Annotated in this window: 20 protein-coding genes and 4 pseudogenes; 15 read left to right on the top strand and 9 right to left on the bottom strand. The window is 66.1% G+C overall.

Translation table 11 applies throughout. The features are described 5' to 3' along the window. Positions 1-146: 146 nt before the first annotated feature. The 5 genes from ppc (at position 147) to XcuCFBP2542_RS06080 (ending at position 9,452) form a co-directional block, all read left to right on the top strand. Complete coding sequence (ppc, locus tag XcuCFBP2542_RS06100; RefSeq protein ID WP_104602718.1) at positions 147-2,861, top strand: phosphoenolpyruvate carboxylase; 2,715 nt, start codon at positions 147-149, stop codon at positions 2,859-2,861. 80 nt (positions 2,862-2,941) lie between these two features. Then, entirely contained in the window at positions 2,942-3,514 is a 573-nt protein-coding gene (locus XcuCFBP2542_RS06095; RefSeq protein ID WP_167526820.1) for a TetR/AcrR family transcriptional regulator, read from the top strand. A 101-nt stretch (positions 3,515-3,615) separates the two neighbouring features. Then, positions 3,616-4,809, top strand: a complete 1,194-nt coding sequence (locus XcuCFBP2542_RS06090) for an OmpA family protein (RefSeq protein WP_104602716.1) — start codon at positions 3,616-3,618, stop codon at positions 4,807-4,809. Positions 4,810-5,287: 478 nt separating this feature from the next. Next, positions 5,288-8,089: a TonB-dependent receptor gene (locus XcuCFBP2542_RS06085; RefSeq protein WP_104602726.1), complete on the top strand. Its 2,802-nt coding sequence runs from the start codon at positions 5,288-5,290 to the stop codon at positions 8,087-8,089. Beyond that, on the top strand, positions 8,079-9,452 hold the full coding sequence (locus XcuCFBP2542_RS06080) for a histidine-type phosphatase (protein ID WP_249027615.1): 1,374 nt from the start codon (positions 8,079-8,081) through the stop codon (positions 9,450-9,452). The genes XcuCFBP2542_RS06085 and XcuCFBP2542_RS06080 overlap by 11 nt, the downstream gene beginning before the upstream one ends. Positions 9,453-9,797: 345 nt before the next feature. On the opposite strand, the gene metK is transcribed toward XcuCFBP2542_RS06080, so the two are convergent. Next, a complete protein-coding gene (metK, locus tag XcuCFBP2542_RS06075) occupies positions 9,798-11,009 on the bottom strand; it encodes a methionine adenosyltransferase (RefSeq protein WP_104602715.1) in 1,212 nt (403 codons plus the stop codon). A 206-nt stretch (positions 11,010-11,215) separates the two neighbouring features. On the opposite strand from metK, the gene XcuCFBP2542_RS06070 reads away from it, so the two are divergent. Beyond that, the gene (locus XcuCFBP2542_RS06070; RefSeq protein WP_104602714.1) at positions 11,216-12,322 is read left to right on the top strand and encodes a metal-dependent hydrolase; all 1,107 of its coding nucleotides are present in this window, start codon (positions 11,216-11,218) and stop codon (positions 12,320-12,322) included. Between the two features lie 76 nt (positions 12,323-12,398). Here the strand turns inward: XcuCFBP2542_RS06070 and dusB are convergent, their stop codons facing one another. The 3 genes from dusB to XcuCFBP2542_RS06055 form a co-directional block, all read right to left on the bottom strand. After that, positions 12,399-13,397, bottom strand: a complete 999-nt coding sequence (gene dusB / locus XcuCFBP2542_RS06065) for a tRNA dihydrouridine synthase DusB (protein ID WP_104602713.1) — start codon at positions 13,395-13,397, stop codon at positions 12,399-12,401. Positions 13,398-13,697: 300 nt separating this feature from the next. Further along, entirely contained in the window at positions 13,698-14,654 is a 957-nt protein-coding gene (locus XcuCFBP2542_RS06060) for a ribokinase (RefSeq protein WP_104602712.1), read from the bottom strand. An 80-nt stretch (positions 14,655-14,734) separates the two neighbouring features. After that, positions 14,735-16,033, bottom strand: a complete 1,299-nt coding sequence (locus tag XcuCFBP2542_RS06055; protein ID WP_104602711.1) for a NupC/NupG family nucleoside CNT transporter — start codon at positions 16,031-16,033, stop codon at positions 14,735-14,737. 155 nt (positions 16,034-16,188) lie between these two features. Between XcuCFBP2542_RS06055 and XcuCFBP2542_RS06050 the strand changes: the two genes are divergently transcribed. The 9 genes and pseudogenes from XcuCFBP2542_RS06050 to XcuCFBP2542_RS20270 form a co-directional block, all read left to right on the top strand. After that, positions 16,189-17,172, top strand: a complete 984-nt coding sequence (locus tag XcuCFBP2542_RS06050; RefSeq protein WP_208800456.1) for a potassium channel beta subunit family protein — start codon at positions 16,189-16,191, stop codon at positions 17,170-17,172. 124 nt (positions 17,173-17,296) lie between these two features. Next, positions 17,297-17,494, top strand: a complete 198-nt coding sequence (gene hemP, locus XcuCFBP2542_RS06045) for a hemin uptake protein HemP (RefSeq protein ID WP_104602710.1) — start codon at positions 17,297-17,299, stop codon at positions 17,492-17,494. 298 nt (positions 17,495-17,792) lie between these two features. Continuing rightward, entirely contained in the window at positions 17,793-20,024 is a 2,232-nt protein-coding gene (locus XcuCFBP2542_RS06040) for a TonB-dependent hemoglobin/transferrin/lactoferrin family receptor (protein WP_104602709.1), read from the top strand. A gap of 5 nt (positions 20,025-20,029) precedes the next feature. Further along, complete coding sequence (locus XcuCFBP2542_RS06035; RefSeq protein ID WP_104602708.1) at positions 20,030-20,662, top strand: ChuX/HutX family heme-like substrate-binding protein; 633 nt, start codon at positions 20,030-20,032, stop codon at positions 20,660-20,662. 29 nt (positions 20,663-20,691) lie between these two features. Continuing rightward, entirely contained in the window at positions 20,692-21,621 is a 930-nt protein-coding gene (locus tag XcuCFBP2542_RS06030; protein ID WP_104602707.1) for a DUF6607 family protein, read from the top strand. 61 nt (positions 21,622-21,682) lie between these two features. Continuing rightward, positions 21,683-21,847: pseudogene (locus XcuCFBP2542_RS20280) on the top strand (DUF6607 family protein); the annotation flags it as partial. A gap of 106 nt (positions 21,848-21,953) precedes the next feature. Then, a pseudogene (locus XcuCFBP2542_RS19555) lies at positions 21,954-22,073 on the top strand (DUF6607 family protein); the annotation flags it as partial. A gap of 106 nt (positions 22,074-22,179) precedes the next feature. Beyond that, a pseudogene (locus tag XcuCFBP2542_RS20275) lies at positions 22,180-22,299 on the top strand (DUF6607 family protein); the annotation flags it as partial. Positions 22,300-22,405: 106 nt separating this feature from the next. Beyond that, a pseudogene (locus XcuCFBP2542_RS20270) lies at positions 22,406-22,525 on the top strand (DUF6607 family protein); the annotation flags it as partial. A 93-nt stretch (positions 22,526-22,618) separates the two neighbouring features. Here the strand turns inward: XcuCFBP2542_RS20270 and XcuCFBP2542_RS06025 are convergent. The 5 genes from XcuCFBP2542_RS06025 to XcuCFBP2542_RS06005 all read right to left on the bottom strand — a co-directional run bounded on the left by XcuCFBP2542_RS06025 (position 22,619) and on the right by XcuCFBP2542_RS06005 (position 26,772). After that, positions 22,619-22,972 (bottom strand): DMT family protein, encoded by a 354-nt coding sequence (locus XcuCFBP2542_RS06025; RefSeq protein WP_104602706.1) that lies wholly within the window; start codon positions 22,970-22,972, stop codon positions 22,619-22,621. A gap of 78 nt (positions 22,973-23,050) precedes the next feature. Next, complete coding sequence (locus XcuCFBP2542_RS06020) at positions 23,051-23,935, bottom strand: ABC transporter permease (protein WP_104602705.1); 885 nt, start codon at positions 23,933-23,935, stop codon at positions 23,051-23,053. Beyond that, positions 23,932-24,765 carry an ABC transporter ATP-binding protein gene (locus XcuCFBP2542_RS06015; protein WP_104602704.1) on the bottom strand — a complete coding sequence of 278 codons (834 nt, stop codon included), beginning with the start codon at positions 24,763-24,765 and terminating at the stop codon, positions 23,932-23,934. Before XcuCFBP2542_RS06015 ends, XcuCFBP2542_RS06020 begins: the two co-directional genes overlap by 4 nt. A 3-nt stretch (positions 24,766-24,768) precedes the next feature. Then, entirely contained in the window at positions 24,769-25,812 is a 1,044-nt protein-coding gene (locus XcuCFBP2542_RS06010; RefSeq protein ID WP_104602703.1) for an ABC transporter substrate-binding protein, read from the bottom strand. Positions 25,813-25,854: 42 nt separating this feature from the next. Further along, positions 25,855-26,772 (bottom strand): TauD/TfdA dioxygenase family protein, encoded by a 918-nt coding sequence (locus XcuCFBP2542_RS06005; RefSeq protein WP_104602702.1) that lies wholly within the window; start codon positions 26,770-26,772, stop codon positions 25,855-25,857. Between the last annotated feature and the right edge of the window lie 157 nt (positions 26,773-26,929).

Raw genomic sequence — 26,929 nt, 5'->3', positions numbered from 1 at the left:
ACGCTTCGCTGGACAATCGCCGTAGAAATCGCAGTGACACTACTTGGAACGATGTCTCCGCACCTTCGCATTTAATGACACAGTAGGACTAATCCTTTTGGGTTAGTCTTCGACGACTTTGCGCTGGAAGAGGGTGTGCGTTTCCGATGAATGAGTACCGCAGCAGTCTTGTGTTCGCTCCCCCCGATCTGCCCTTGCGCGACGATGTTCGCCGGCTTGGTGCGCTGGTCGGCGACCTGCTCGCCGAGCAGGTGTCTGCGGAATTCCTCGACGAAATCGAACGCGTCCGGACCACCGCCATTTCGCGCCGCGAGAGCGATGCGCCGCCTTCCACGCTGAGCGAACAACTCACCGGGCGCGCACCACGCGATGCCGAGGCGCTGGTGCGTGCCTTCAGCACGTATTTCCAGGTGGTCAACATCGCCGAGCGCGTGCACCGCATCCGCCGCCGCCGCGAGTACCAGCGTAGCGGCACCGACACGCCGCAGCCCGATGGCCTGCACGATGCCTTGCGCCGGCTCAAGGCGCAGGGCGTGACCCTGGACGAACTCAGCCACTGGCTGCCGCGCATCGATGTGGAGCCGGTGTTCACCGCGCATCCCACCGAGGCGGTGCGCCGCGCGCTGCTGGAAAAAGAGCAGCTGATGGTCGCCAGCCTGGTCGACAACCTGGACGGCATGCGCACGCCCAACGAGCGCGCCAGCGATGCGGCGCGCTTCCGCATGGCCTTGACCGCCTCCTGGCAGACCGCCGATTCCTCGCCGGTGCGGCCCACCGTGGACGACGAGCGTGAGCATGTGGGCTTCTACCTCACCCAGGTGCTCTACCGCGTCATCCCGGTGATGTACGAAACCCTGGAACACGCCATCGCCGAAACCTACGGCAGCGTGCCGCCGCTGCCGCGCCTGTTGCGCTTCGGCACCTGGGTGGGCGGGGACATGGACGGCAATCCCAACGTGGATGCTGCCACCATCGCCGGCACCCTGGATGCGCAGCGCCGCGCGGTGCTGGACCGCTACCAGAAGGAACTCTGGCAACTGGCCAGCCTGCTCAGCCAGTCGACCACGCTGGTGCAGGTCAGCCCCGCACTCACCGCGCAGCTGGAACGCTACCGCGCGCTGCTGCCGGAAGCCGCTGCGCGTTCGCGCCCGCGCCACGGCGACATGCCGTATCGCCTGCTCAACGACCTGATGCGTGCACGCCTGCAGGCCACGCTGGACGATGCCGACGGCGCCTACGCCGCACCGTCCGAACTCGAACACGACCTGCAGCTGATCCTCGACAGCCTGCAGGTCAACAAGGGCTTGCACGCCGGCTGGTTCGCGGTGCGCCGGTTGTTGTGGCGCGTGCGCAGCTTCGGGTTTCATCTGGCGCGGCTGGATGTGCGCCAGGAATCGAGCGTGCATGCGCGCGCGGTGGCCGATGCAGTGGGGCAGGGCGACTGGGAGGGGCAGGACGCCAAGCAACGCGCCGCCGTGCTCGGCCCGTATGCCGCCGGCGAACAGGCGCTGCCGCGCGTGGACGACGAGGGCAATGCGCGGCTGGACGCGGTGTTTGCCGCGCTTGCCGATGCCCGCACGCGCCACGGCGCCGATGCGCTGGGCAGCTACATCATCTCGATGGCGCACAACCGCGCCGACGTGCTCACCGTGCTGGCGCTGGCGCGCCGCGGCGGGCTGGTCGACGCCGCCGGTGCGGTGCCGCTGGACATCGTGCCGCTGTTCGAAACCGTGGACGACCTGCGTGGCGGTACCGGCACCGTGCAGGACCTGCTGGCCGACCCGGTGTACCGCCAGCATCTGGCCGCGCGCGGCGACACCCAGATGGTGATGCTGGGCTATTCGGACAGCGGCAAGGATGGTGGCATTGCCGCCTCGCGCTGGGGCCTGCAACGCGCGCAGGTGGAATTGCTGGAAGCCGCTGCCGATCTGGGCGTGCGGTTGACCTTCTTCCACGGCCGCGGCGGCTCGATCGCGCGTGGTGGCGGCAAGACCAGCCGCGCGCTGGATGCGGCCCCGCGCGGCAGCGTGGATGGCCGCCTGCGTGTCACCGAGCAGGGCGAGGTGATCCACCGCAAGTACGGCATCCGTGCGTTGGCGCTGCGCTCGCTGGAACAGATGACTGGCGCTGTGCTGTTGTCCAGCCTGCGCCCGCGTGCGCCGGAACCGCGCGAGGAGCGCTGGCGGCCGGTGATGGATCTGGTCGCCGAACGCAGCACGCTGGCCTACCGCGCCTTCGTCGGTGCGCCGGACTTCATGCAGTACTTCCGCCTGGCCACGCCGATCGATGTGATCGAACGCATGACGCTGGGCTCGCGCCCGGCGCGCCGGCTGGGCCAGGACGCCGCGTTGTCGAACCTGCGCGCGATTCCGTGGGTGTTCGCCTGGAGCCAGGCGCGTGCGGTGATTCCGGGCTGGTATGGCGTGGGCAGCGGGCTGCAGGCTGCGGTGGCGGCGGGGCATGAAGACACCTTGCGCGAGATGGCCCAGGACTGGCCGTTCTTCCGCACCTTCCTGGACGATGTGGCGATGGTGCTGTCCAAGGGCGATCTGAATATCGCCGAGTTGTTCTCGCGCTTGTCGGGCGATCTGCACACGCAGTTCTTCCCGCAGATCCGCGACGAGCTGGCGCTGACCAAGGGCTGGGTCAAGGCGCTGCTGCAGCAGCGGTCGCTGTTGCAGCACGACCCACGGCTGGCCTTGTCGATCCGCCTGCGCAACCCATACATCGACCCGATCAGCGTGCTGCAGGTGGACCTGCTGCAGCGCTGGCGGGCCACCGATGGGCAAGACGAGGAATTGCTGCGCGCGCTGGTCGCCTGCGTCAACGGGGTCTCGCAAGGGGTACAGAACACTGGCTGATCCGACCGTTGGTCGGCGCATGCGCAGAATCGGCAAGCGGGCTCTGGCATTGTCGGACAAACATGTCCGACAATGCCAGCATGATGACCTCCCGCCCCGATGCCGCGCTGCGCCGTCGGCAGCTTCTCGATGCCGCCGACGAAGTGTTCAGCGAACGCGGCGTCAACGCCCCGTTGGAACTGGTGGTGGAGCGTGCCGGCCTGGGTCGCGCCACCTTGTACCGCAACTTCCCTGACCGGCTTGCCCTGATGACCGCGCTGATGGCGCGCGGGCTGGACGGCCTGGAGCGGCTGGCGGCCGACCTGATCCACCGCCCGGATGGATTGGCCGTGCTGCTGCACGACGTGGCCGAGCACATCGCCCAGTCGGCGCCGCTGGTGGACTTCTGGCGCTCGATCGAACGCGCGCACCCGGCGGTGGAAGCCGCCGACCGGCGCGTGGTGGCGATCTTCCTGCCGTTCGTCCACCGCGCCCGCGATGCCGGCCTGTGCCGGGCGGACGTCGATGATGAACAACTGCTGCTGGTGATCGGCATGCTGGGCAGTTGCCTGCGCGGCAACGATGAGTCCGAACGCAAGCGGCTTGCCCATCGCTCGGCGGATCTGCTGATGCACGCATTGGGCATGCAGGTGCCGGAAGGCGGCACGCGCTGAGGCGCAGCGCCCGCACCCTCATCCCTGGTTAGCAGGTTATTTACCATGCTCGTGGTATCAGGCCGGTCGTGTACACGATCCAATCTAATGAGGGAGAGGCGATGCGCAAGCTGTCGGCTATGCTGTGGGTGCCATTGATGCTGATAGGCTGCGGCCGCAGCGAAGGGCCGAAGGAAGCGGCGGGCGCCGGCACTGCCGCGCCAGCGGCAACGCAGGCCGCGCCACCGACGCCAGAGGCCGCCGCAGCGGAACACGCAGCCGTGCCGGAATTTCCCGCCATCCCCACCATCGTTGTCCCGGATATCGTCGGCGTGACGCCCGCCCAGCGTGCGCTGGAGGCCTCGTTGCAACAGATCCTCGACCCCGTCGAAGGCGTCAGCGTGGCCCCGGCACGCTGCGGCGATGGCGGCACGCTCATCAACGATGCCGGCATCACCAGCATCGATGCCAACGGCAACCTGCTGCGCAATGGCGCTGGCGGTCTGTTCAATCTCAAGGCCGACGGCAGCGGCACCGCCAACTTCGACGGCGGCCTGGTCAACGTCAATGCCGACGGCAGCGGCACCATCAACGCGACCGGGCAGGGGGGCGCGCTGATCGATGTGCAGGCCAATGGGGGCGGCACCTACAACGGTCCGGCCGGCCTGATTAGCCTGGATGGCAAGGGCGCCGGCACCTGGAACAGCGACAAGAGCGGGTTGATCGACAATCGTGGCGACGGCAGCGGCACCTGGAACGGGCCGCGTGGGCTGGTCACCATCAATGCCGATGGCTCGGGCAGCTGGAACGGTCCCGATGGCCTGGTGCAGAACCGTGGCGATGGCACCGGCACGGTTGGCACGCCGCCGCGTGAGGTGCGCATGCCGCCGTTGCCGAAGGTGCCACCGGCCGGCCGTTTCCCGCCGCTGCAGAAGTTCGCCCCGCCCGGTGCGCCCTGCGGCTACCTCATCACCTTGAACGACCGCATCCTGTTCGACTTCGACAAGTCCGACATCCGCCCCGACGCCGCGCGCGTGCTCGATACCCTGGCCAGCGCGCTCGGCAAGGTGACGGCCACGGAGATGGAGGTGCGCGGGCATACCGATGCCAAGGGCGAGGACGCCTACAACCAGGCGCTGTCCGAACGCCGCGCCAACGCGGTGCTGGCGGCGTTACGCACGCGCGGTGCCGCGCAGGCGGCAGGCGCGAAGGGCTATGGCGAATCGCAGCCGGTGGCGCCCAATACCGTCAATGGGCAGGACAACCCCGGTGGGCGGCAGCTCAATCGGCGCGTGGAGATCTTCTTGCGGACGTAGCGCACCAGCGCACGCGGTGGTCACCTCGATGTCGATGCAATGCACCCAGTGAGGAGCATCGCATCGCGGTGCGTCCCGATTTCATCCACGCGTCGGCTACCTGTTCCTGAAGGCCAAGGGCGGGCACAGCAGACGTGATCGCAGCTGCCAGTCCCGACGCCTGCGACCTGGCGCGTCGCGTTGTCGCTTTCTGCGAAGGTCTGCGTGGCGCGGCACGGCAGCTCGTATGCGCATATGCAACGACGATGGCGTGTTGCCGGTGCCAACCACTATGCCGACTTACGCGATTGCCGGGCGCATTTGAACCAACAGCGGTGCGTGTCACCCAATTGAAAGAAATAGTCACCACGATGCGCGTCGCCTGCCTGCAGGTGTGACGCAGGTCCGCTACCGCCGTCTGCGTCGCCCCCTCACATACTGTAGCGGCGCTGCTCTGGCTCAGGTCCGTGGCGCCTCGCTGCACGCATTGGATCTGACCATGATTGCTCGTTGTTCGTTGCTGAGTCCGTCGTGCCTGTCGCAGGCACTCTGCGTGGCGTTGTCGATTGTTTGCGGCCATGCTGCCGCGCAGTCCGCGCAGTCCGCGCAGTCCGCGCAGTCCGCGCAGCCTACCGTGCCGCCCTCGCAAAGCGACATGGCCACATTGGACAAGGTCACCGTGGCTGCCACGCGCTACAACGCCACCGACATGCAGATGGCCGCCACCAATACCGTCAATGTGTTGTCGGCAGAGGATCTCAAGACCACTGCTGTGCACAACGTGGCCGAGGCGCTGGGCCTGATGCCAGGCGTCAATGTTATCAATAGCGGCCAGTCCTACTTCGGCGGAGTCGATGGCGCAGCGCGTGGCGAGGGCATGTTTGCGTCGGTGCGCGGACTCAATGCCGAATACAACGTCAATCTCATCAACGGTGTCAACGTGGCACAAGGCATGCCTTACAGTCGCGGCGTGCAACTGAGCCTGCTGCCGCCATCGGGCTTGCAGACCATCGTGTTGAACAAGACCTCCACTGCCGACATGGACGGCGATGCGATTGGCGGCACCATCGATTACCGCACGCCTAGTGCCTTCGACTCGCCTGACCGCCAAGGCGGCAGCGTGACCTTGAGCGGACGTATGGAGAGCCGTGCACGCGACTATGGCCAATCCGGATTAGGGAGCGGTGCAGCGGGCGACTGGCATGCACGGTTTGGCGATGCCGGACAGTTCGGTGTGTCGGTCAGCGCGTATTACGACGAGCGTCATTTTGTGAACAGCGAGGTTGCCGGCGCCTCGGCAGCGCGCAACGATGGTTCCTGGAAGTTCGCGCGTGCCGATGCCAGTGGCAATCTGGCTGCAGGTGCAGACCCACAACAGGTGTTGCAGAGCACCGGCGTCAACATCGGCTACTCGCAAGGCGATACCCGCCGCTATGGGGGCAATGCGGCCTTTGATTGGCGTGTGGATCCCAGCCTGCATCTGTATGCGCGCATGACCTACGCCTTTGCCAGGACCGAGCAGAACACCGGCTATACGGAGTTCGTGCCTGCCGATGTCAGCTTCACCCAGATTGGCAACAGTGGCGTGTTTCAGCCGCAGATCAATCGCGTGGCGGTGCGCTATTGGTACGAGACCAACCCGGAGGAGGCGGACCTGGCTACCATCCAGTTCGGTGCGGAAAAACAGCTCGGGCATTGGACCTTTGCGCCCAACATCTTCTACGGCACCGGTAACAACGATCGCCCGGATCATTTGGAAATCTCCGCGCGCAACGATCAGTACAGCTCGGCCAATTTTGCTTATGGCGCCAACCGCTTCATCAGCTACGACGGCGATGGCTTCCCGATCCCGTTGCTGACGCCGGCCATGCAGGCGCAGGCGTCTGATGTAGGCAGCCTGTTCGCGCGCCGCACCGGGCAGATTTCCAAGCAGTACAGCGGCCAGGACAAAGGGGGCGGAAAGTTCGATGTGGGCTACGACTTCGATGAGGGCCTGCTCAGCCGGATTGCGTTCGGGGTGAAGTATGTCGACAGCTCGCGTAGCTTCACCGATCGTGACTGGACCAACGCCAAGTACACCGATGGCACCTTGTTGCGCGACACCGGACTGATCGCGCAACGTTATGATTCGGTGTATCCGGGGCAGTACGCATTGCCTACTGTGCGATTGAGCAATGCCGCACTCAACGACTTGATTGCACGTACGCTTACGCCAGCCAGCTTCGACAGCTGCGGGAAGCTGGCGATCAACAACCTCAACTGCAACACCATGCGCGCCACCGAGGCGGTCAGCGCGGCGTATGCCATGGCGACATTGCGCGCCGGTAATTGGGAAATCCTGCCCGGGGTGCGCTTTGAACATACCGCCATCACCAATACGTTCTGGGCGCAGCCGGCTGCCGTCGATGGAGCAGAGCAGGTTGGCGCATTCGCCAACAATCACACCCGTTACAACCTTGTGCTGCCAAGCGTGTTTGTGAATTATCGGCCCGATGGCGATGGGGCGGTGTATCGCGGTTCGGTGTGGACCAGCTACACGCGCCCGGCATTCGTGCAGTTGGGTGGTGGCCGTGCCACGGATATCTCCAGCGACGGCCAGACCGTCATCACCGAAGGTAACCCTGATCTGAAACCGATCAAGTCGCTCAACGTGGATCTGTCCGGCGAATGGCAGAACGACACTGGCGGTCACGCAATGTTGGCAGGTTATTACAAGCGCTTGACGGACTACATCTACGAGAGTGGTGCCGATGCGGTCAATGCCGGCGAAAGTGGCAGCGGCACTACGCGCTTCGTGCGTCCACAGAACGGGGGTAACGGTCGTGTGCTGGGCATGGAAGCCGCCGTGCGGCAGGCGTTTCAGGGCCTGCCTGCACCGCTGGACGGCATCGGCATCGGCGCCAATGTCACCCGTCAGACCACACGCGTGGATCTGGGCGAAGAAGGCTTTTCGCACGAGCGCATCCAGAACGCCCCGGACCTGCTTGCCAATGCCGAGGTGTTCTACGAAAAGGGGCCGTGGTCGGCCAATCTGAGTTACCACTACTCTGGAGAATACGTGTCGGTGTACGACTATCTCAACCAAGGTGCCCGTTGGGACACCCTGTGGATCAAGCCGATCACCCGCGTGGATCTGCATTTGGGCTACGCACCGAGCGATCACTTGCGTTTGGATCTGTCTGTCGCCAACCTCACCAGGCAGCACAGCTATTGGGCACATGTCGGTCACAACACCGATGCCATTTCCGATAGTGTTGATTCGGGCATGACCAGTCTGGTGACCGCAAAGTATGTGTTCTGAGCAGGTGGCGGCCGTGAAGCGCGGCGACGAGCAGGGCGGTGCAGACGATGACTGCAGCGAGGTGATCCGGATCGCATCGCTTGCATCGCGGCTACGCGCTTGGCAGCAGTCGAAAGCAGGGTATTGCACCGGCTGGGTGATCGCAGTGCTGGGGTTGTGCACTGTGCTGCTCGGTTGCGCGCCGCGCGGGTCGACTGCGCCTGCGGTGATTCAGTCCCCACAACTGGAGCGGGTGGTCGTGGTATTCCGGCACGGTGTGCGCGCGCCGCTGCAGGGCGAGGCTGCTGCAGCGGATTATGCCGATGCGCCGTGGCCGCAGTGGTCCACGCCTGCCAGCCTGCTCACTCCGCATGGGCGCGTTGGCGTGCAGCGCAGCGGTGCCTACCTACGTCAATGGCTGGCGCAGCAGGGCGTGTTGCCGCGCGCGGGGTGTCCGGCGCCGGGCAGCGTGGCGGTATGGGCCAATACCGATCAGCGCACCATTGACAGCGGCAGCTTGCTTGCCGAGGCGCTGGCGCCCGGCTGCGGCATTGTCGCCGGGCATCGCCAGGCCGGTAGCAACGATCCGCTGTTCCGGCCGATCGAAGCCGGCGCACTGCCATTCGATGGCACTGCCGCCGTTGCCTCCATCATGCAACAGACCGGAGGTCCGGCGGCGTTGTTGGCCGGACATGCGGCTGAATTGCAGGCGATGCAGCACATTCTTGGCTGCACACGCACGCCGTGCGATTTCGCACGCATGCCCTCCTCACTGGCGCCTTCCACCAATGGGCGGGGCCTGGCGCTGGAGGGGCCAATCGATCTGACCTCGGGCACTGGCGAGGTGTTGCTGCTGCAATACGCCGAAGGCCTGCCGTTGTCGCAGGTTGGTTGGGGCCGCGCCACACCTGAGCGCCTGGCGCAGGTCTCGCGGCTGCATGCCTTGTTGTTCGATATCTACGCACGACCGCACTACATGGCTTCGCGCTCGGGTGCGCCGCTGGCGCGCGAGGTGCTGCAGCGGTTTGACGATGCCCAGGCGCCCAGGCTGTCGGTGTTTGTCGGCAGCGACACGCATATCGCCGCGTTGAGCAGCCTGCTCGGCGTGCACTTCCATTTGCCCGGCTACGGTGCCGACGACCCGCCGCCGGGCGGGGCACTGTTGCTGGGCCTGTGGCGTCAGGCCGACGGGACGCGTGTGGTGCGTGCACGCTATCTGGCGCAATCGCTGGACCAACTGCGCACGCTGGCGCGGCTGGATCTGGACCATCCGCCGTTGCAACAGGAGCTGGCGCTGGATCTCTGCGCACCCGAGCAGCGCATGGCATGCCCGCTGCCGGCGTTCGCGCAGGCGCTGGAGACGCAGCTGAAGCTGGATCCGTAGTGCAGGTGTGGCGAAGTCGTTTGTTTGTCCTGCTTGAAGCAGAACGCTCTCCAGCCAGCGGGCCTTGATCCCTTCTCCCACCGGGAGAAGGTGCCCCGCAGGGGCGGATGAGGGTGCACGCGCAGCCGCACGGAGTAGCCGTATGGCATGGCGTCGCCCCGTACCCTCGCCCCAACCCCTCTCCCGCAGGAGAGGGGCTTTGGCAGTAAAGTTGGCTTTGCTTTCCTTCTCCCTCGGGAGAAGGTGCCCCGCAGGGGCGGATGAGGGCGCGCGCAGCCGCTTGAAAACGCAAATGGGCCGCATCAGCGGCCCATTTGCTACGCCTCACGCTCAAAAGCGCGCGGCTTACTTCAGTTTCGCATCGCTGCGCAGGGCATCGGCGCGGTCGGTCTTTTCCCACGAGAACGAGGTGGCCGAGTGCTGCACGCCGGCACCGTCGATGTAGCTGAAGTCCTTCGGCTTGCGGCCGAAGTGGCCGTAGGAGGCGGTCTGCTGGTACATCGGGTGGATCAGGTCGAGCATCTGGATGATGCCGAACGGACGCAGGTCGAAGTGTTTGCGGATCAGCTTTTCGATCTGCTCGTCGGCGATCTTGCCGGTGCCGAAGGTGGTGACCGAAATCGAGGTCGGCTCGGCCACGCCGATGGCGTAGGAGACCTGCACTTCGCAACGGTCGGCCAGGCCGGCGGCCACGACATTCTTGGCCACGTAGCGTGCGGCATAGGCAGCCGAACGGTCGACCTTGGACGGATCCTTGCCCGAGAACGCACCGCCGCCGTGACGGGCCCAGCCGCCGTAGGTGTCGACGATGATCTTGCGACCGGTCAGGCCGCAGTCGCCCACCGGGCCGCCGATCACGAACTTGCCGGTCGGGTTGATGTGGAACTTGGTGCCCTTGTGCAGCCACTTGGCCGGCAGCACCGGCTTGAGGATTTCCTCGCGCACCGCTTCGATCAGGTCCTTCTGCTTGACGCCCGGATCGTGCTGGGTGGACAGCACCACTGCATCGATCGCGGTCGCCACGCCGTCTTCATAGCGCAGGGTGACCTGCGACTTGGCATCCGGACGCAGCCAGGCCAGTGCCGAGTTTTTCTTCTTGCGGATCTTGGCCTGCTGCTCGACCAGGCGGTGCGACAGGTGGATCGCCGCCGGCATGTAGCTGTCGGTTTCGTTGGTGGCATAGCCGAACATCAGGCCCTGGTCGCCAGCGCCTTGTTCTTCGGGCTTCTTGCGGTCCACGCCCTGGTTGATGTCCGGCGACTGCTTGCCGATCAGGTTGAGCACGCCACAGGTTTCGCCGTCGAAGCCGACGTCGGAGCTGTTGTAGCCGATGTCCAGGATCACCTTGCGGGTCAGCGCTTCCAGGTCGATCCAGGCGCTGGTGGTCACTTCGCCGGCCACGATCGCCACGCCGGTCTTGACCATCGTTTCGCAGGCCACGCGGGCGCGCTTGTCCTGAGCCAGGATGGAATCGAGCACGGCGTCGGAAATCTGGTCGGCGATCTTGTCCGGATGGCCTTCGGAGACCGATTCGGAGGTGAACAGGTAGCTGGACATCAGGCTTATATCCCTTGATTCGGATGAAAAGATGGGTGCGGATGATACACGGCCACGGTGACCGTTGCATTGTGCGCCTGAACGTGACGGCATGGGGCAAGTCCAGCGGCGGGCCACGGCGGACGATCGCGTGTGCAAGCGGGTGCCGGCGCAACGTCCACCATCACGCGTCAATGGATCTGCGCCCGGCCTGCTAGCATCGGCCGATGGATTCATTGACCCAGATCGTTCTTGGCGGCGCCATCGCTGCCGCCATCGCGCCGCCGACACAGCGCCGCGCCGCGCTGCTGGCCGGTGCGGCGCTGGGCACCTTGCCCGACCTCGACTCGCTGGCGCTGCTGCCGTTCACCGACGACCCGGTCACCCTGATGACGGTGCACCGCAGCGTCAGCCATTCGCTGTTCGTGCTGCCATTGCTCGGCTGGCTGATCTGGTGGCTGTTCCGCCGCTACGGCAATGGGCGCGTGGCCGGCGCGCCCAGGCGCTGGTTCTGGGCGATACAGCTGGCCTTGGTCACCCACCCGTTGCTGGACGCCTTCACTGTGTACGGCACCCAGCTGTGGTGGCCGTTGCAACCGCATCCGACCATGTGGTCCAGCGTCTTCATCATCGACCCGGGCTATACGCTGTGGCTGCTGCTGGCCTGTGGCATCGCCTGGTTTGCGCGCACCCGCCCGTTGGCGCAGCGCGTGTTGGTACTCGGCCTGGTGGTCAGTTCGGCCTATCTGGGCTGGTCGCTGATCGCCAAGCAGCTGGTCGATCGGCAGGCCGATCACGCACTGGCGGCCATGGGCCTGGCCGATGCGCCGCGCTTCTCGGTGCCGATGCCGTTCAACACGCTGCTGTGGCGCGTGGTGGCGATGACGCCCAATGGCTATGTCATCGGCGAGCGCTCGCTGGTGGCCGACAGCGGCCCGATGCAGTTCCGCGGGTTTTCCAGCAACACCCAGGCGCTGGGCGAGGTGGCCGCGTTCGATTCGGTGCGCCGGCTGACCTGGTTCAATCGCGGTTTCATGCGTGCGCGGCTGGTGGACGACGACCTGATGCTCAGCGACTTGCGCATGGGTCTGGAGCCGGACTACAACTTCAACTTCGTGGTCGCCCATCGCGCAGATGGACGCTGGCAACGGATCGTGCCGCGCCAGGTCCAGGCCGCGTATCGCGCGCCGGTGGCCCGCGACCAGATCCGGGCGGTGCTGGCGCAGATGTGGCACCGGATCTGGAACGCGCCCACCGGCAAGGCGCTGACCGGCGATCTGGAACACGACGGCAGCCCGGCCACCGCACCGGTGTCGGCATCCGCGCCCCGCTAGCGGCTCGCCTGCGCCTGCGTGCACTGTCCTGCATCGTGCGTAGCGTTTGCGCAGCCGTTGCAACGACCAGGGCGCCTCAGGCGGCGTTCGGTAGCGGCGGTGCCACGCCGGCGATCAGCGCATCGAAATAGTCGCGTGTCAGCGCCAGCTGCGCCTGCGGCGTGTCGGCGCGATTGACCACGCTGCGGAAGTCTGCGCTTTGCGGGTGATCCTTGGCATACCAGCCCAGATGCTTGCGCGCGATGCGCACGCCTTGCGGTTGCCCGTAGAACGCGTGCAGTGCTTGCAGATGGCTCAGCAAGGTGTCGCGCACGAAGGTCAGCGACGGCGGCGGCAGCGTCTTGCCTGTGGCCAGGTAATGCGCCACCTCACCGAAGATCCATGGCCGCCCCTGCGCGGCACGGCCGATCATCACCGCATCCACGCCGGTCTCGCGCAATACCTGCGCGGCCTTCTGCGGCGAATCGATATCGCCGTTGGCAATCACCGGAATCTGCAGCGCGGCCTTGATCTGCGCGATGGTGGCGTACTCGGCGCTGCCGTTGTAGTGCTGGTCGCGGGTGCGCCCGTGCACCGCCAGCGCGGCGATGCCGCAGTCCTGCGCGATGCGCGCAATCACCGGCCCGTTGCGGTGGTCGCAATCCCAGCCGGTACGGATCTTCAAGGTCACCGGTACCTCCACCGCCTGCACCACCGCGCGCAGGATGCGCGCCACCAGCGCTTCGTCGCGCATCAGCGCCGAGCCGGCCCAGGCGTTGCATACCTTCTTGGCCGGGCAGCCCATATTGATGTCGATCAGCTGCGCGCCGTGGTCTACGTTGTAGCGCGCCGCTTCAGCCAGTTGCTGCGGTTCGGTCCCGGCGATCTGCACGCTGACCGGATCCGGCTCGCCGGCATGGTCCATGCGGTGCAGCGACTTGCGCGTGCCCCAGAAGCGCGGATCGGAGATGGTCATCTCCGACACCGCCAGCCCGGCACCAAGCTGTTTGCACAGCAGCCGGAACGGCTTGTCGGTCACGCCCGCCATGGGCGCGAGGATCACCTTGGGGGCGATGGTGTAGGGGCCGATCTGCATGGGGGCATTGTAGCCGGGCGGGGAATCGGGAATCGGGAATCGGGAATCGGAAGAGCGTTTCCAGCCTTCGGTCCTGCGCGATGGCTGTGCGGGTCGTAGGACTGGATAGAACGAGGGCGGCGGCTGACCGTACCCTCACCCCAACCCCTCTCCCGGGGGGAGGAGGGGCTTTTATTCCTTACTCTGCCTCGGGGTGGGGGAGCCGCTTCTATTCCTTCTCCCGTCGGGAGAAGGTGGCGCGTTAGCGCCGGATGAGGGTATGGGCGCCCGACGCTGCATCACGCCTTCGACGCGTGCGACTTACACAGCCAGGTCGGGCACCATGCGCGGCATTGACACGGCCGCGCCTTCCAGTTCGGTGGAGCGCGCCGCGTAGCGGGTGGCAAAGCGTACGTGGGTGTTGAAGCTTGCGCCGGGCGACTGCGCCAGCGAGGCCACCAGCGCACCGTTGAAGGCATCGCCAGCACCGGTGGTGTCCACCGTCTGCGCGCTGTCGGCGCCCACCCGGTAATGCGCGGCGGCATCGCCACGCAGTTGCTCGTCGGCATGCGAGATAAAGGCGCCTACCGCGCCCAGCGTCACTACCACGGTGCCACCGGGCAGTAGCTTGCGGCACAGCGAATGCAGCGTGTTGCCGTCCAGCGCGGCCACATCGTCGGCATTGATGCGCTCGCCGACATGGCGGCCGAGCAGGGCAGCGAATTCGGTTTCGTTCGGGGTCAGCACGTCCGACAGCTTGAGCAGGCCGATCGAGGTGGGCGCGTTGGCGGGTGCGGCATTGAGGATGGTGAGTACACCGCATTCGCGGGCCAGCGCCAGCGCCGATTCGATCGTCTCGGCGGGCGATTCCAGCTGCGCCAGCATCACCTGGGCCGCGGCGACCAGCGCGCGCTGGCCGTCGATGAAGCCCGGGCTCAGCACCGCATTGGCGCCGGCACCGATTACGATGGTGTTGCGGCCATGCCCATCGACATAGATGCCGCCGGTGCCGGTGGGTTCATTGCTGGGTTCGGCGATCAACGCAAAGCCGTCATGCGCGGCCAGCGCGCGCGCCAGCGCACCGCCGGCGTCATCGCCCAGCGCGCACAGAAAATGCGTCTTGGCACCGGCACGCGCGGCCGCCACTGCTTGGTTGAATCCCTTGCCGCCCGGGCCGGTGCTGTAGCGACCGGCAATGGTGGCGCCTGGCACAGGCAGCACGTCGCAACGCCAAACGTGATCGACATTGAAAGACCCGACAACCACGACCGAACTCATAAATACCTGCTTGCTTGAATGACTGAGATGACACGTGGCGTGCCGCTATTAGAACGGTACGCCGATGAACCCGCCCCGCCTCAACCGAAATGCGAGAGTACGCCAGCGATGGTAGCGGTCATGAAGGTGGCGATCGAACCACCGAGCACCGCGCGCAGGCCGAATTTGGCCAGATCGTGACGCCGTTCCGGCGCCAGCCCGCCAATGCCGCCGATCTGGATCGCAATCGAGCTGAAGTTGGCAAAGCCGCACAGGGCATAGGTGGCGATCAGCCGGCCTTCCTCGCTCAGGCTGACACCGGCGACCTGGCCCTTCACGATCTGCGACAGCTCGGAGTAGGCGACGAATTCGTTGATGACCACCTTCTGGCCGATCAGCGAGCCCACCGTGGTCGCATCCACCCACGGCGTGCCGATCACCCAGGCCACCGGGGCCAGCAGGTAGCCGAAGAGCGTCGACAGGTTGGTTGGCCGGCCCAGCGCCGCCGCCGCGCCGGTCATCTCGCCCAGCCAGGTCAGCGGTGCGTTGATCAGCGCGATCAGCGCAATGAAGGCCAGCAGCATGGCACCGATGTTCAGCGCCAGACGCAGGCCGTCGCCGGCACCGGCCGCGGCCGCATCGATGATGTTGCTGGTGGTCTTTTCCACTTCCATCTTGACCGTGCCACGGGTCAGCGGCGTGCCGGTTTCCGGCACCAGCAGCTTGGCGACCACCAGGGTGGCGGGCGCGGCCATGATGCTGGCGGCCAGCAGGTGCTTGGCGTAGAAGGCCTGCTGGGCCGGATCGCTGCCGCCGAGCATGCCCACGTAGGCGGCCAGCACGCCGCCGGCGATATGCGCCATGCCGCCGATCATCATCGTCAGCAGCTCGGACTGGGTCATCTTGGGAATGTACGGGCGCACCGTCAGCGGCGCCTCGGTCTGGCCGATGAACACGCTGGCGCAGACGCTGGTGGTTTCCGCACCGGACACGCGCATCACCTTGGTGATCGCCCAGGCCATCGCGCGTACCACCAGTTGCATCACGCCCAGGTGGTAGAGCACGCCCATCAGCGCCGAGAAGAAGATGATGGTGGGCAGCACCTGGAACGCGAAGATGAAGCCGTAGCTGTCGATGTTCATCAGGTTGCCGAAAATGAAGGTGGAGCCTTCATTGACGAAGCTCAGCACCTTCACGAAGCCTTTGCCCAGCGCGTCGAACACGTCGCGCCCGCCCGGCACCAACAGCACCAGCGAGGCGAACGAGATCTGCAGCAACAGGCCGGTGCCGACCAGTTTCCAATCCACGGCGCGGCGGTTGCTGGAGAACAGCCAGGTGATGCCGATGAGCACCGCCAGACCGAACAGGCCGAAACCGATCCTTCCCAAACCTTCGACCATCCCAATCCCCGGAGCTGCTGACTGCAAAACGGGAAGCGTAGAGCAGGGGGTGACGGCGGGCAAGGCGAGCGGCATTCAGACGGCCGCCACTGGCTCGCATCGGCGAGCGGACCGCTAAACTGCGCAATCCGGTCCGGGGCAGGTGCCCCCGGAGGATGCAGGAGTTCGCCATGCGTTACCGTCGTCTGGGTTCCACCGGGCTGCAGCTGTCGGCCGTGTCATTCGGGGCCTGGATCACCTTCGGCAAGCAGATCGGCCGCAGCGAGGCGCGCAACCTGATCGCCGCCGCCTGGGACAACGGCATCAACTTCTTCGACAACGCCGAGGTCTACGCCCGCGGCCGCGCCGAGGAGGTGATGGGCGATGTGATCGCCGACCTGCGCCTGCCGCGCGATGGCTACTGCGTGTCCAGCAAAGTGTTCTTCGGTGCGGTGGACAGCCCGCGCCCAACCCAGCGCGGGCTCTCGCGCAAGCATGTCACCGATGCCTGCCACGCCGCGCTCAAACGCCTGCGCGTGGACTATCTGGATCTGTATTTTTGCCATCGGCCCGACCCGGACACGCCGATCCAGGAAACCGTGCGGGCGATGGACGCGCTGATCCGCCAGGGCAAGGTGCTGTACTGGGGCACGTCCGAGTGGAGCGCCGAGCAGCTGCGCGCGGCGATCGCCATCGCCGAGCGTGAGCATCTGCATGCGCCGTCGATGGAACAGCCGCAATACAACCTGCTGCACCGTCAGCGGCTGGAGCAGGAGTATGCGCCGCTGTGCGCCGCTGGGCTGGGCACCACCATCTGGTCGCCGCTGGCCTCCGGCCTGCTGACCGGCAAGTACAACGCCGGGGTAGCGGCCGACAGCCGGCTGGGGCAGTCCGACAATGCCTGGCTGCAGGACGATGTGCTGGGCACGCCGGAATCCCGCCGTCTCGAACGCGCCCGCGCGTTCTGCGCGGTGGCTGCCGAGCTGGGCCATGCGCCGGCGCCGCTGGCGATCGCCTGGTGCCTGCGCAATCCGCTGGTGTCCACGGTCATCCTCGGGGCCAGCCGGGTGGCGCAGCTGGAAGAGAACCTGGCCGCGCTCGCTGTGCTGGAGCAGGTGGACGCTGCCGGCTGGGCGCAAGTGGAGGCAGTCACACGCTGATTGATGGATTTGATAGAAAATCGGATATCGATATAAAAATGGCGTAATAAAGATGAGAATGAATCTTGATTATCAAATGAGAATTGTTATTATTTGTCGTGCCAACTGACTGGAGATCCCGATCATGACCGCTCACCCCGTGCTGCTTCGCTCCGAACCGGTCAACCTGCGCGACCGCGCTGTGCCGCGTGTGGTTCCTGCCGAAGACCTCATCAGCAGCGAGGCGCTGCTCAAGGGCCGGCGCGAAGTGCTGATCCAACATGGCGATCGCGTCTATCGCCTGCGCCACACCAGCAACGACAAGCTCATCCTGACCAAGTAATTCCCGTCCCCCACGTCATCCCAGCGAAGGGAACCGCTGCGCCCTGGTAGAGAGGGCGCCGCCGCCACGGCTGCCATCGGCCGCCGCAGCAAGCTGCCAGCATCGCTGCGCGCGATGCCGCTGCCGGCACGGTTCCGCAGCCACTGCAATCGCACCACCGGCCCGCTCTGAATGGGCGCCGGCTGTTCGCCGCGGGCGTTGCCGCCGCCGTCCGCCATCCATCTCTCCACCCTCGGTTGCCGTGCGCGGCCGGTTCGCTGTGCGCGCCGCCGGGGGGTTCTTCCACAAAGGTTGCTTGATGATTCGCCTGCATCCGCTGGTGGTCGCGCTGTCGCTTGCGCTGCCTGCCGCCCCGTTGTGTGTCCACGCCGCAGAACCCGATATCGGCGGCGACGCTGCGCGGGAGGTGCACGACTTCGACCGTCTGCAAGTCACCGCCACGCGCACCCAGCGCGCGCTGGTGGATGTGCCGGCCACGGTGGATGTGATCGACCGCGAACAACTGGACAACCAGCTGGTGCGCGAACTCAAGGACCTGTTCCGGTATACGCCCGGGGTGGCGGTGACCAGCACCAACGGCCGCTTCACCGGCGCCAACGGCATCCGCATCCGCGGCCTGGACGGCAACCGGGTGGCGATTTTGGTGGACAACGTGCCGGTGTCGGACACCTTCGCGTTCGGCAGCTACCTCAATGCCAATCGCAACTTCGTCGACCTGGAAACGCTCAAGCGCGTGGAAGTGGTGCGCGGGCCGGCCAGTTCGTTGTATGGCTCCGACGCCCTGGGCGGTGTGGTGGCTTTCGTCACCAAGGACCCGGCCGATTATCTGCGCGACGACAAACACAGCTATGTTGGCCTGAAGTTCGGTTATGAAGGCGACTGGAATGGCCTGTTCGCAGGGGCCACTGGCGCGTTCGGCGGCGAGCGCTGGAGCGGGCTGGTGGCGGTGGCGCATCGCCAAGGCCAGGAAACCCAGAACCAGGGCGACAACCGCAGCCGCGACTTCACCCGCACCGCCGCCAATCCACAAACCGTGGACGGTCGCAGCGTGTTGACCAAACTGGTCTATGCGCCGAGCGCGCAGCAGCGCTTCAAGCTCACCGTGGAAGGCAACGAAGACTACGGCAGCATCGAGGCCTTGAGCAGTATCGATACGCGCTCGCCCACCGCCTCGCTGCGCGTGTTGTCGCAGCAGGGGCGCGATCACCAGACCCGTGCGCGGGTCTCGTTGCGGCACGAGCTGGATGCGTTGGATACCGCACTGGCCGACGACCTGCAATGGCTGCTGTATCGCCAGGACAGCGAAAGCCTGCAACGCACCAACGAGTTGCGCGGCAACAACACCCGCCGCCACAACGAACACAGTTTCGACCAGCGCGTGTATGGGCTGCTGGTCAATGCACACAAGCAGGTGGCCACCGATACGATGCGCCACGACATCACCTATGGGCTGGATGGGACCTGGACCGACACCCGCGCCAAGCGCGACGGCTATTCGCTGAACCTGGCCACTGGCGCGATCAGCAACCGGGTTGGCCAGGATGTGTTTCCGGTGCGCGATTTTCCCAAGAGCCAGACCACGAAGCTTGGCCTGTATGCGCAGGACGAGATCGGCCTGCTGGATGGGCGGCTGTCGCTGACGCCGGGCGTGCGTGTGGACTATTTCCGCCTGTCGCCGCAGCCCGATGACATCTTCCGCGAAGATAATCCGGGCGTGGGGGTGGCAACCATCGATCAAACCCAGGTCTCGCCCAAGTTCGGCGCGGTGTGGCGCTTTTCCGATGCCTGGTCGGCATATGCCAATTATGCGCATGGCTTCCGCGCACCGCCCTACAACGACGTCAATATCGGCTTCACCAATCTGCAGTCGCGCTACACCGCCATCGCCAACCCTGATCTGAAGGCCGAGACCAGCCGCGGCGGCGAGTTGGGCCTGCGCTTCAACGATGCGGTGGGCTATCTCGGTCTGGCGCTGTACTACACCGACTACCGCGATTTCATCGAGTCCAATGCGCCGGCCGGCGTCAACGCCGATGGCTTCATGGTGTTCCAGTCGCGCAACGTGGCCGATGTGGTCATCAAGGGGGCCGAAGCGCGCGGCGGGCTCGACCTGGGCGTGCTGGCCGGCTGGCAGGGTTGGTCGTTGAACAGCGCAGTGGCCTACGCGCAAGGCGACAACCTCACCGACAGCACGCCGCTCAATTCGGTGGACCCGCTGCGCGGAACGCTGGGTGTGGCCTTCGACGGCGAGCAATGGGGCGCCGAACTGATCGGCACCTTCGTCGCGCGCAAGCGCCGTCCGCAGCTGGACAGTTACTACACGCCAGCCGGCTACGCCACGCTGGATCTGATGGGGCATTGGGAGTTCGCCCCTGGTGCCAAGGTCACCGCCGGCATCTTCAATCTTGCCGACCGTCGCTACGTGGACTGGAATGCGCTGCCCAACGGCACGCTCGCCGGCAGCACGGTGGTGGACCGCTTCACCGCTACCGGGCGTACCGCCTCGGTCAGCCTGGCGGTGAGCTGGTAGCGGCCATGTCCATCGCCCGCCCATCGTCGTTGTCACCGAGCGCGCGTGCCACCGGCAGCACGCTGCCGCGCCCGGCGCAGCTGGCCGCGCTGGGGACGGTGCTGTGCCTGTACCGCCCGGCGCTGGGCAACGAACTGGACGGATGGCAGCACGCGATCGAGGCGGCCACCTGTCGGCAGCTGGACAGCGATGGCGTCCGCGAGGGCATCTGTTTCTTCGATGCCGACGGACAATGTTGCTGGCGCCTGTATCTGCTGCCGGACAGCGATTTTCTGAACTGGGATCGGCTGGTGTCGCGGTTGCCGGCGCTGTCGATCGAGCCCCAGGGGCTGGGGGTCGGCGAGCGCCTGTGGCGTCGCCTGGCAGGACGCATGCGCGGCGAAAGCTGGCGATTGAGCGCGCTACGCCTGCGGGCCGCCAGCGATCGCACGCCGTCGCTGGCGGCCAGCCTGGCCACGGTCTCGGCGCTGGGCGCCGACGTCGCCGCGCGCCTGGCGCACGCTGAGGGCATCGACGCACGCGTGGTAGTGGATGATTGCTGTTGCGCGCGTGCCGCCGCGCTGCGGGCTGCCTCACCTGCCACCGCCGGTAGCGACCCGGCCGCCATGACCTCTGCCTTGCTGCGGCTGCCCCGCTGATGCTCCTGATACCACCACCGAGAATCGAGATGAACCGAGTGTTGCCGTGCTGTCTTGCCGCCACGTTGTCCCTGTTGCCGCTGTCGGCGGTTGCTGCCGCCGACCCTGAGCGCGATCGCCAGAGCATCCTGGCCATGCAGGGCGAGTACGCGGTGGACTTCGCCTTCGACGAAACCGTGCTGCTCAAGCCCGGCTACGAACGCGCCTCGGCAATGCGCAGCGGTGCCAACGAAGTGGTCATCGTGGTGGAGGATTCGCCCCGCAAGCTGGTATTGCAGCATTTGCTGGTCGACGAAAAGACCAAGCATGTGACCAAGCACTGGCGACAGGACTGGGTGTACGAAGCGCCCCAGCGCTTCGAATTCACTGCCGAGCAGACCTGGCAGGTGCGTGCGTTGCCCGCATCGGCCACGCAGGGTGCGTGGACGCAATGCGTGTTCGAGGTCAGCGATGCGCCGCGCTATTGCGGCACTGGCCGCTGGGACTACGCCGACGGCCATCCCACCTGGACCAGCGACCTGAGCTGGCGTCCGTTGCCGCGCCGCGAATACACCAAGCGCAGCGACTACAACGCGCTGTCGGTCATCAACCGGCACACGCTCACGCCTGGTGGCTGGACCCACGAACAGTTCAACACCAAGGTACTGCGCAAGCCTGACGGCGCCCAGCAAGCGATCGCGCGCGAGTTTGGTTTCAACGATTACCGCAAGACCACCGAGGTGGATTTCGCTCCGGCGTATGCGTACTGGAAGGGCACCCAGGGCTATTGGGCCAAGGTGCGTGCACGTTGGGCGAGGTTCCTGGACACCCCGCCGGGCCTGCATCTGAAAACCAAGCCGGACGGCATGGCGATGATCCTGCCGATGTTCGAACAGGCCGAACGCGTACAACAAGGCAAGCGGGTCAAGGACGCGCAGATCGCTGCGGTATTCGCGCAATGGGTCGACCCAGCGAATTGACCCCGGGATGTCGTAGGAGCGCACCCGGGCGCGACGAAGCGTTCCTGGGAAGGCCCGTCGCGCCCTGGTGCGCTCCTACTGGGGAACCAGCCGTGATGGCCTGTCCGACGGCATGGCGATGATCCTGCCGATGTTCGAACAGGCCGAACGCGTGCAACAGGGCAAACGGATCAAAGACGCGCAGATCGATGCAGTGTTCGCGAAGTGGGTCGACCCAGCGAATTGACCCCGGGATGTCGTAGGAGCGCACCCGGGCGCGACGAAGCGTTCCTGGGAAGGCCCGTCGCGCCCTGGTGCGCTCCTACGGGGGAGTCGGCCGTAATGGCCTGTCCGACGGCATGGCGATGATCCTGCCGATGTTCGAACAGGCCGAACGCGTGCAGCAGGGCAAGCGGGTCAAGGACGCGCAGATCGATGCGGTATTCGCGCAATGGGTCGACTCAGCGAATTGACCCCGGGATGTCGTAGGAGCGCACCCGGGCGCGACGAAGCGTTCCTGGGAAGGCCCGTCGCGCCCTGGTGCGCTCCTACTGGGGAACCGGCCGTGATGGCCTGTCCGACGGCATGGCGATGATCCTGCCGATGTTCGAACAGGCCGAACGCGTGCAACAGGGCAAACGGATCAAAGACTCGCAGATCGATGCAGTGTTCGCGAAGTGGGTCGACCCAGCGAATTGACCCCGGGATGTCGTAGGAGCGCACCCGGGCGCGACGAAGCGTTTCTGGGAAGGCCCGTCGCGCCCTGGTGCGCTCCTACGGGGGAGCCGGCCGTGATGGCCTGTCCGACGGCATGGCGATGATCCTGCCGATGTTCGAACAGGCCGAACGCGTACAACAAGGCAAGCGGGTCAAGGACGCGCAGATCGCTGCGGTATTCGCGCAATGGGTCGACTCAGCGAATTGACCCCGGGATGTCGTAGGAGCGCACCCGGGCGCGACGAAGCGTTCCTGGGAAGGCCGGTCGCGCCCTGGTGCGCTCCTACGGACAAGGGCGCGGTTATTCCTTGAACATCAGGAACGCCGCTACCAGGATCAGCCCGAACGCGGCCCAGTGATTCCACCTCAGCGACTGGCCCAGGTAGAAGGTGGAGAAGCCGGCGAACACCAGCAACGTGATGACTTCCTGCATGCCCTTGAGCTGCGGCGCGGAGTACACCGCGCTACCCAGGCGGTTGCCCGGCACCTGCAGGCAGTATTCGAAGAAGGCAATGCCCCAGCTGACCAGGATCGCGATCATCAGCGGCGTGCTCTTGTACTTCAGGTGGCCATACCAGGCGAAGGTCATGAACACATTGCTGGCGATCAGCAGCAGCACCGGGTACAGGTAGGCGGTGAAGGGGGCAGTGGGCATGACGGCGGCGGCTGAGAAGGGGCCGGCAGCATAAGCCAGTCCCGTTAAGCGCACGCGACCGTGCTGCCGCGTTTGCTGTCAGCGCTGCATGCCCCAGCGGCGCACGGTCAGCCGCTCGATGGCCTGGAACACCACGCCTTCCACCAGCAGGCCCAGCACGATCACCATGGCCAGTCCGGCGAACACCCGGTCGGTGTACAGCTCGTTGCGGTTCTGGAAGATGTACCAGCCCAGCCCACCCTGGCCGGAGGTGGCGCCGAACACCAGCTCGGCGGCGATCAGGGTGCGCCAAGCGAATGCCCAGCCGATCTTCAGCCCGGACAGGATCGCCGGCAGTGCGGCCGGGATCAGCAGCTGTGCCACGTAGCGCGGCCCACGCAGCCCGTAATTGCGCCCGGCCATGCGCAGGGTCTCCGGCACCGCCTGGAAGCCGGCGTAGGTGGTCAGCGCCAGCGGCCACAGCACCGAGTGCACCAGCACGAACACCAGGCTGCCGGTGCCCAGGCCGAACCACAGCAAGGCCAGCGGCAGCAGCGCGATGGCCGGCAGCGGATTGAACATGGCGGTCAGCGTGCCCAGGACATCGCGGCCCCAGCGGGTAGACGCGGCCACCGCGGTCAGCCCGAACGCCGATACCACGCCCAGCAGATAGCCCTGCGCCAGTACCTGCAGCGAGGCGCCCACCCGGCGCAGCAACTCGCCCGATAGCAGGCCGTCGTAGAACGCGCGTGCGGTCTGCGCCGCGCTGGGCAGCATCAGGTCGTCGCCGACCACGCGCGCGGCGATTTCCCACGCCGCCGCCAGCACCACCAGCACCAGGGCCTTGCGCAGCCACGCCGGCGCCTGCCAGGGGATTGGCGCGGCGGCGGTCAGCAGGGCCGGATCCAGCGGCTGCAGCGCCAGCTCGTATTCCGGGCGCACCGGCGGAACGGGCGGCAGCGCAGTGGCGGGTGCGCGGCTCATGGCAGCGCCTCGCGTTGCAGCGGGGCAGAGCGACGCAGCGGCGCCACCTTGTCGTCGGCCAGCGTGTCGTCAGGCAGGTCGAACAACAGGCGATGGATGCGCTGCGCCGTCTGCTGGAAGGCCACGCTGCCGGGGCTGTGCGGGCCGAAGGCATGCGCATTGAGTTCGGCACGCACCTGGCCCGGATGTGGCGACAGCAGCAGCACGCGGTTGCCGACCACCAATGCTTCCTCGATGGAATGGGTGACGAACAACAGGGTGAAGCGCGCCTGCTCCCACAGCTCCAGCATCTGCTCCTGCATGCGCGAGCGGGTCAACGCATCCAGTGCGGCGAATGGTTCGTCCATCAACAACACGCGCGGGCGCATCGCCAGTGCGCGCGCGATCGCCACGCGCTGCTTCATGCCACCGGACAAGGTGTGCGGATAGGCCTCGGCAAACCCGCTCAGCCCAACCTGGGCCAGGCTCTCGTCTGCCCGCTCGCGGGCTTCGCCGCGGCCGAGCTTGCGCGCTGCGCGTAGCCCGAACACCACGTTCTCGCGCACGGTCTTCCAGGGCGCGAGTTGATCGAATTCCTGGAACACCACCACCCGGTCCGGCCCCGGCCCGGTCACCACCTGCCCATCCAGGCGGATCTGCCCCTCGCGCGGCGGCACGAAGCCGGCCACCGCCTTGAGCAGGGTGGACTTGCCGCAGCCGGACGGCCCCAGCAGCACGAAGCGGTCGGCTGCATGCACATCGAAGCGCACCCGATGGGTGGCCCGCACTACCCGCTGTGCGTTGACGTATTCCAGGCTGACGTGATCGACCTGCAACAAGGGTGTGGCCATCGCTCAGCTCCCGCCCGCAATCAGCGGGTCGTCGAAGAAGTAGTCGCCCACCTTGACCGGCGCCTGCTTCATCGCACCGCTGCGGTGCATGAACTGACCCAATTTCAGCGTGTTCTGTGGCGCCACGGTGAACTGCACCTTGGGGTCCTTGAGGATCTGCAATATCAGCGCACGGTCGATGCTCGACCCGTTACGGCGCAGAAAGATATCTGCCGCCTGCTCCGGATGCGCGGTCACGAACTTCGCCGCCTGATCCAGTGCCGCGACGAAGGCGCCGTAGGTCTTGGGGTTGTCGCTGCGGAATTTCTCGGTGGCGTACAGCACCGTCGCCGACGACGGGCCGCCCTCGATGTCGTAGGAGCTGGTGACGATATGCGCGGCCGGGTTGCGCGCCAATTCCTGCTCCTGGAAGGGCGGGCTGGCGAAATGCGCGGTGATCTCGGTGCGGCCGCGGATGATCGCCGCCGCCGCATCCGGGTGCGGCAGTGCTACCTGCAAGGGGTCCAGCTGATGGGTGCCCTTGTCGCCCCAGCGTTGCTGCGAGGCATGCTGCAGAAACCGCGATTGCACCGATACACCGGTGGCCGGCACGGCGATGCGGTCCTTCGGGGTGAAATCGCCGATGCTCTTGATGCGCGGGTTGTTGCTGATGAGGTAATACGGAAAGTTGCCCAGCGACGCCACACCACGCACGTTCTGCCGGCCACGGGTGCGGTCCCAGATGGTGAACAGCGGCCCGACACCGGCCCCCGCGATATCGATCGAGCCGGTGAGCAAGGCATCGTTGACCGCCGCGCCGCCGGACAGTTGCAGGAACTGCACGTCGATGTCCACGCCGGCCTGCTTGCCTTGTTGCTCGATCAGCCGCTGCTCCTGCGCCACGTCCAGCAGCAGGTAGACGATGCCGAACTGCTTGGCGATGCGCAGCTTGCCCTCTGCCTGCGCCGCGCCGCTCAACAGTGGCAGTGCCGCCAGCAGCAGGACCGCCACGCGCCGCGAGAAACGGCGGCGCAGCAACGGTGCGTGGGAAGTGACGGTCAGACGCATGCAGCGCTCCGGGTGCAAGGGGGGGAGGGGATGGCGGCGCGCTCAGAACGGCGCATCGCCTTCGATGGTGGTGCGGTTGAGCCGGCGGCGCAGGTGGTCTGGCGTACCGGCGGCCAGATGCATCACCGAGCGGTTGTCCCAGAACACCATGTCGTGCGGCTGCCAGCGGTGCCGGTACACCAGCGCCGCGCGCGTGCTGTGCGCGAACAAGGTCTGCAGCAGCGCGTGGCTTTCGTCCTCGGGCAGCCCGACGATGCGGGTGGTGAAATGTTCGCTGATGAACAAGGCCTTCTGCCCGGTTTCCGGGTGCGTGCGCACCACCGGATGCTGCACCGGGGTGACCTCGGCAATCTGCTCCGGCGTCAACGCCGGGCGCCACGGATTGCGCGCGCGCAACTCCTCGTATTTGGCCAGATAGCTGTGCTCGGCGCGCAGGTCCTGCACGGTGCGCTTGAGTGCATCAGGCAAGGTCTGCCAGGCCAGATGCTGGTTGGCGAACAAGGTATCGCCGCCCTCGGCAGGCAGCTCCTGTGCATGCAGCAGCGAACCCAGGCTGGGGGTGTCCTTATATGACAGGTCCGAATGCCAGTAGTGCCCGGCATCGCCCAGGCCGATCGGCTGGCCGTTTTCCTTGATGTTGGACACCACCAGCACTTCCGGATGTCCATGCAGCTGGAAATTACGCAGTACGTGGATCTGCAGCGGGCCGAAGCGGCGGCTGAACTCGACCTGCTGCGCCGGGGTGATGCGCTGGTCGCGAAACACCAGCACGTGGTACTGAAGGTGCGCGCGATGGATGCGCGCGAAGGTGTCCGCATCCAGCGGCTGCGACAATTCCAGCCCGATGACTTCCGCGCCCAGCGGCGCATCGAACGGCACGATCCGCACGCCGGCGGTGTGTCCCGTGTTGGCATCGGCGCGCGGCGGCTGCACGCGCACTGCAGAACTGACGTTGGCCACGAACTTGCACCTCGACAACAGCAAAGGCCGCCTGACACGGCGACCGGACTGGTCACTGTAGGCAGTCGGATTCCTGCTGCGAACGTACGATTGGCAAGGTGCTTATGCGCTGCGGGTATATGCATCGGTTGGCACCATGTGCAGGTCTGCCAACCAC

Source organism: Xanthomonas cucurbitae (assembly GCF_002939885.1).
GTDB classification, from domain to species: domain Bacteria; phylum Pseudomonadota; class Gammaproteobacteria; order Xanthomonadales; family Xanthomonadaceae; genus Xanthomonas; species Xanthomonas cucurbitae.
This window is presented reverse-complemented; position numbering and strand designations above follow the sequence as displayed.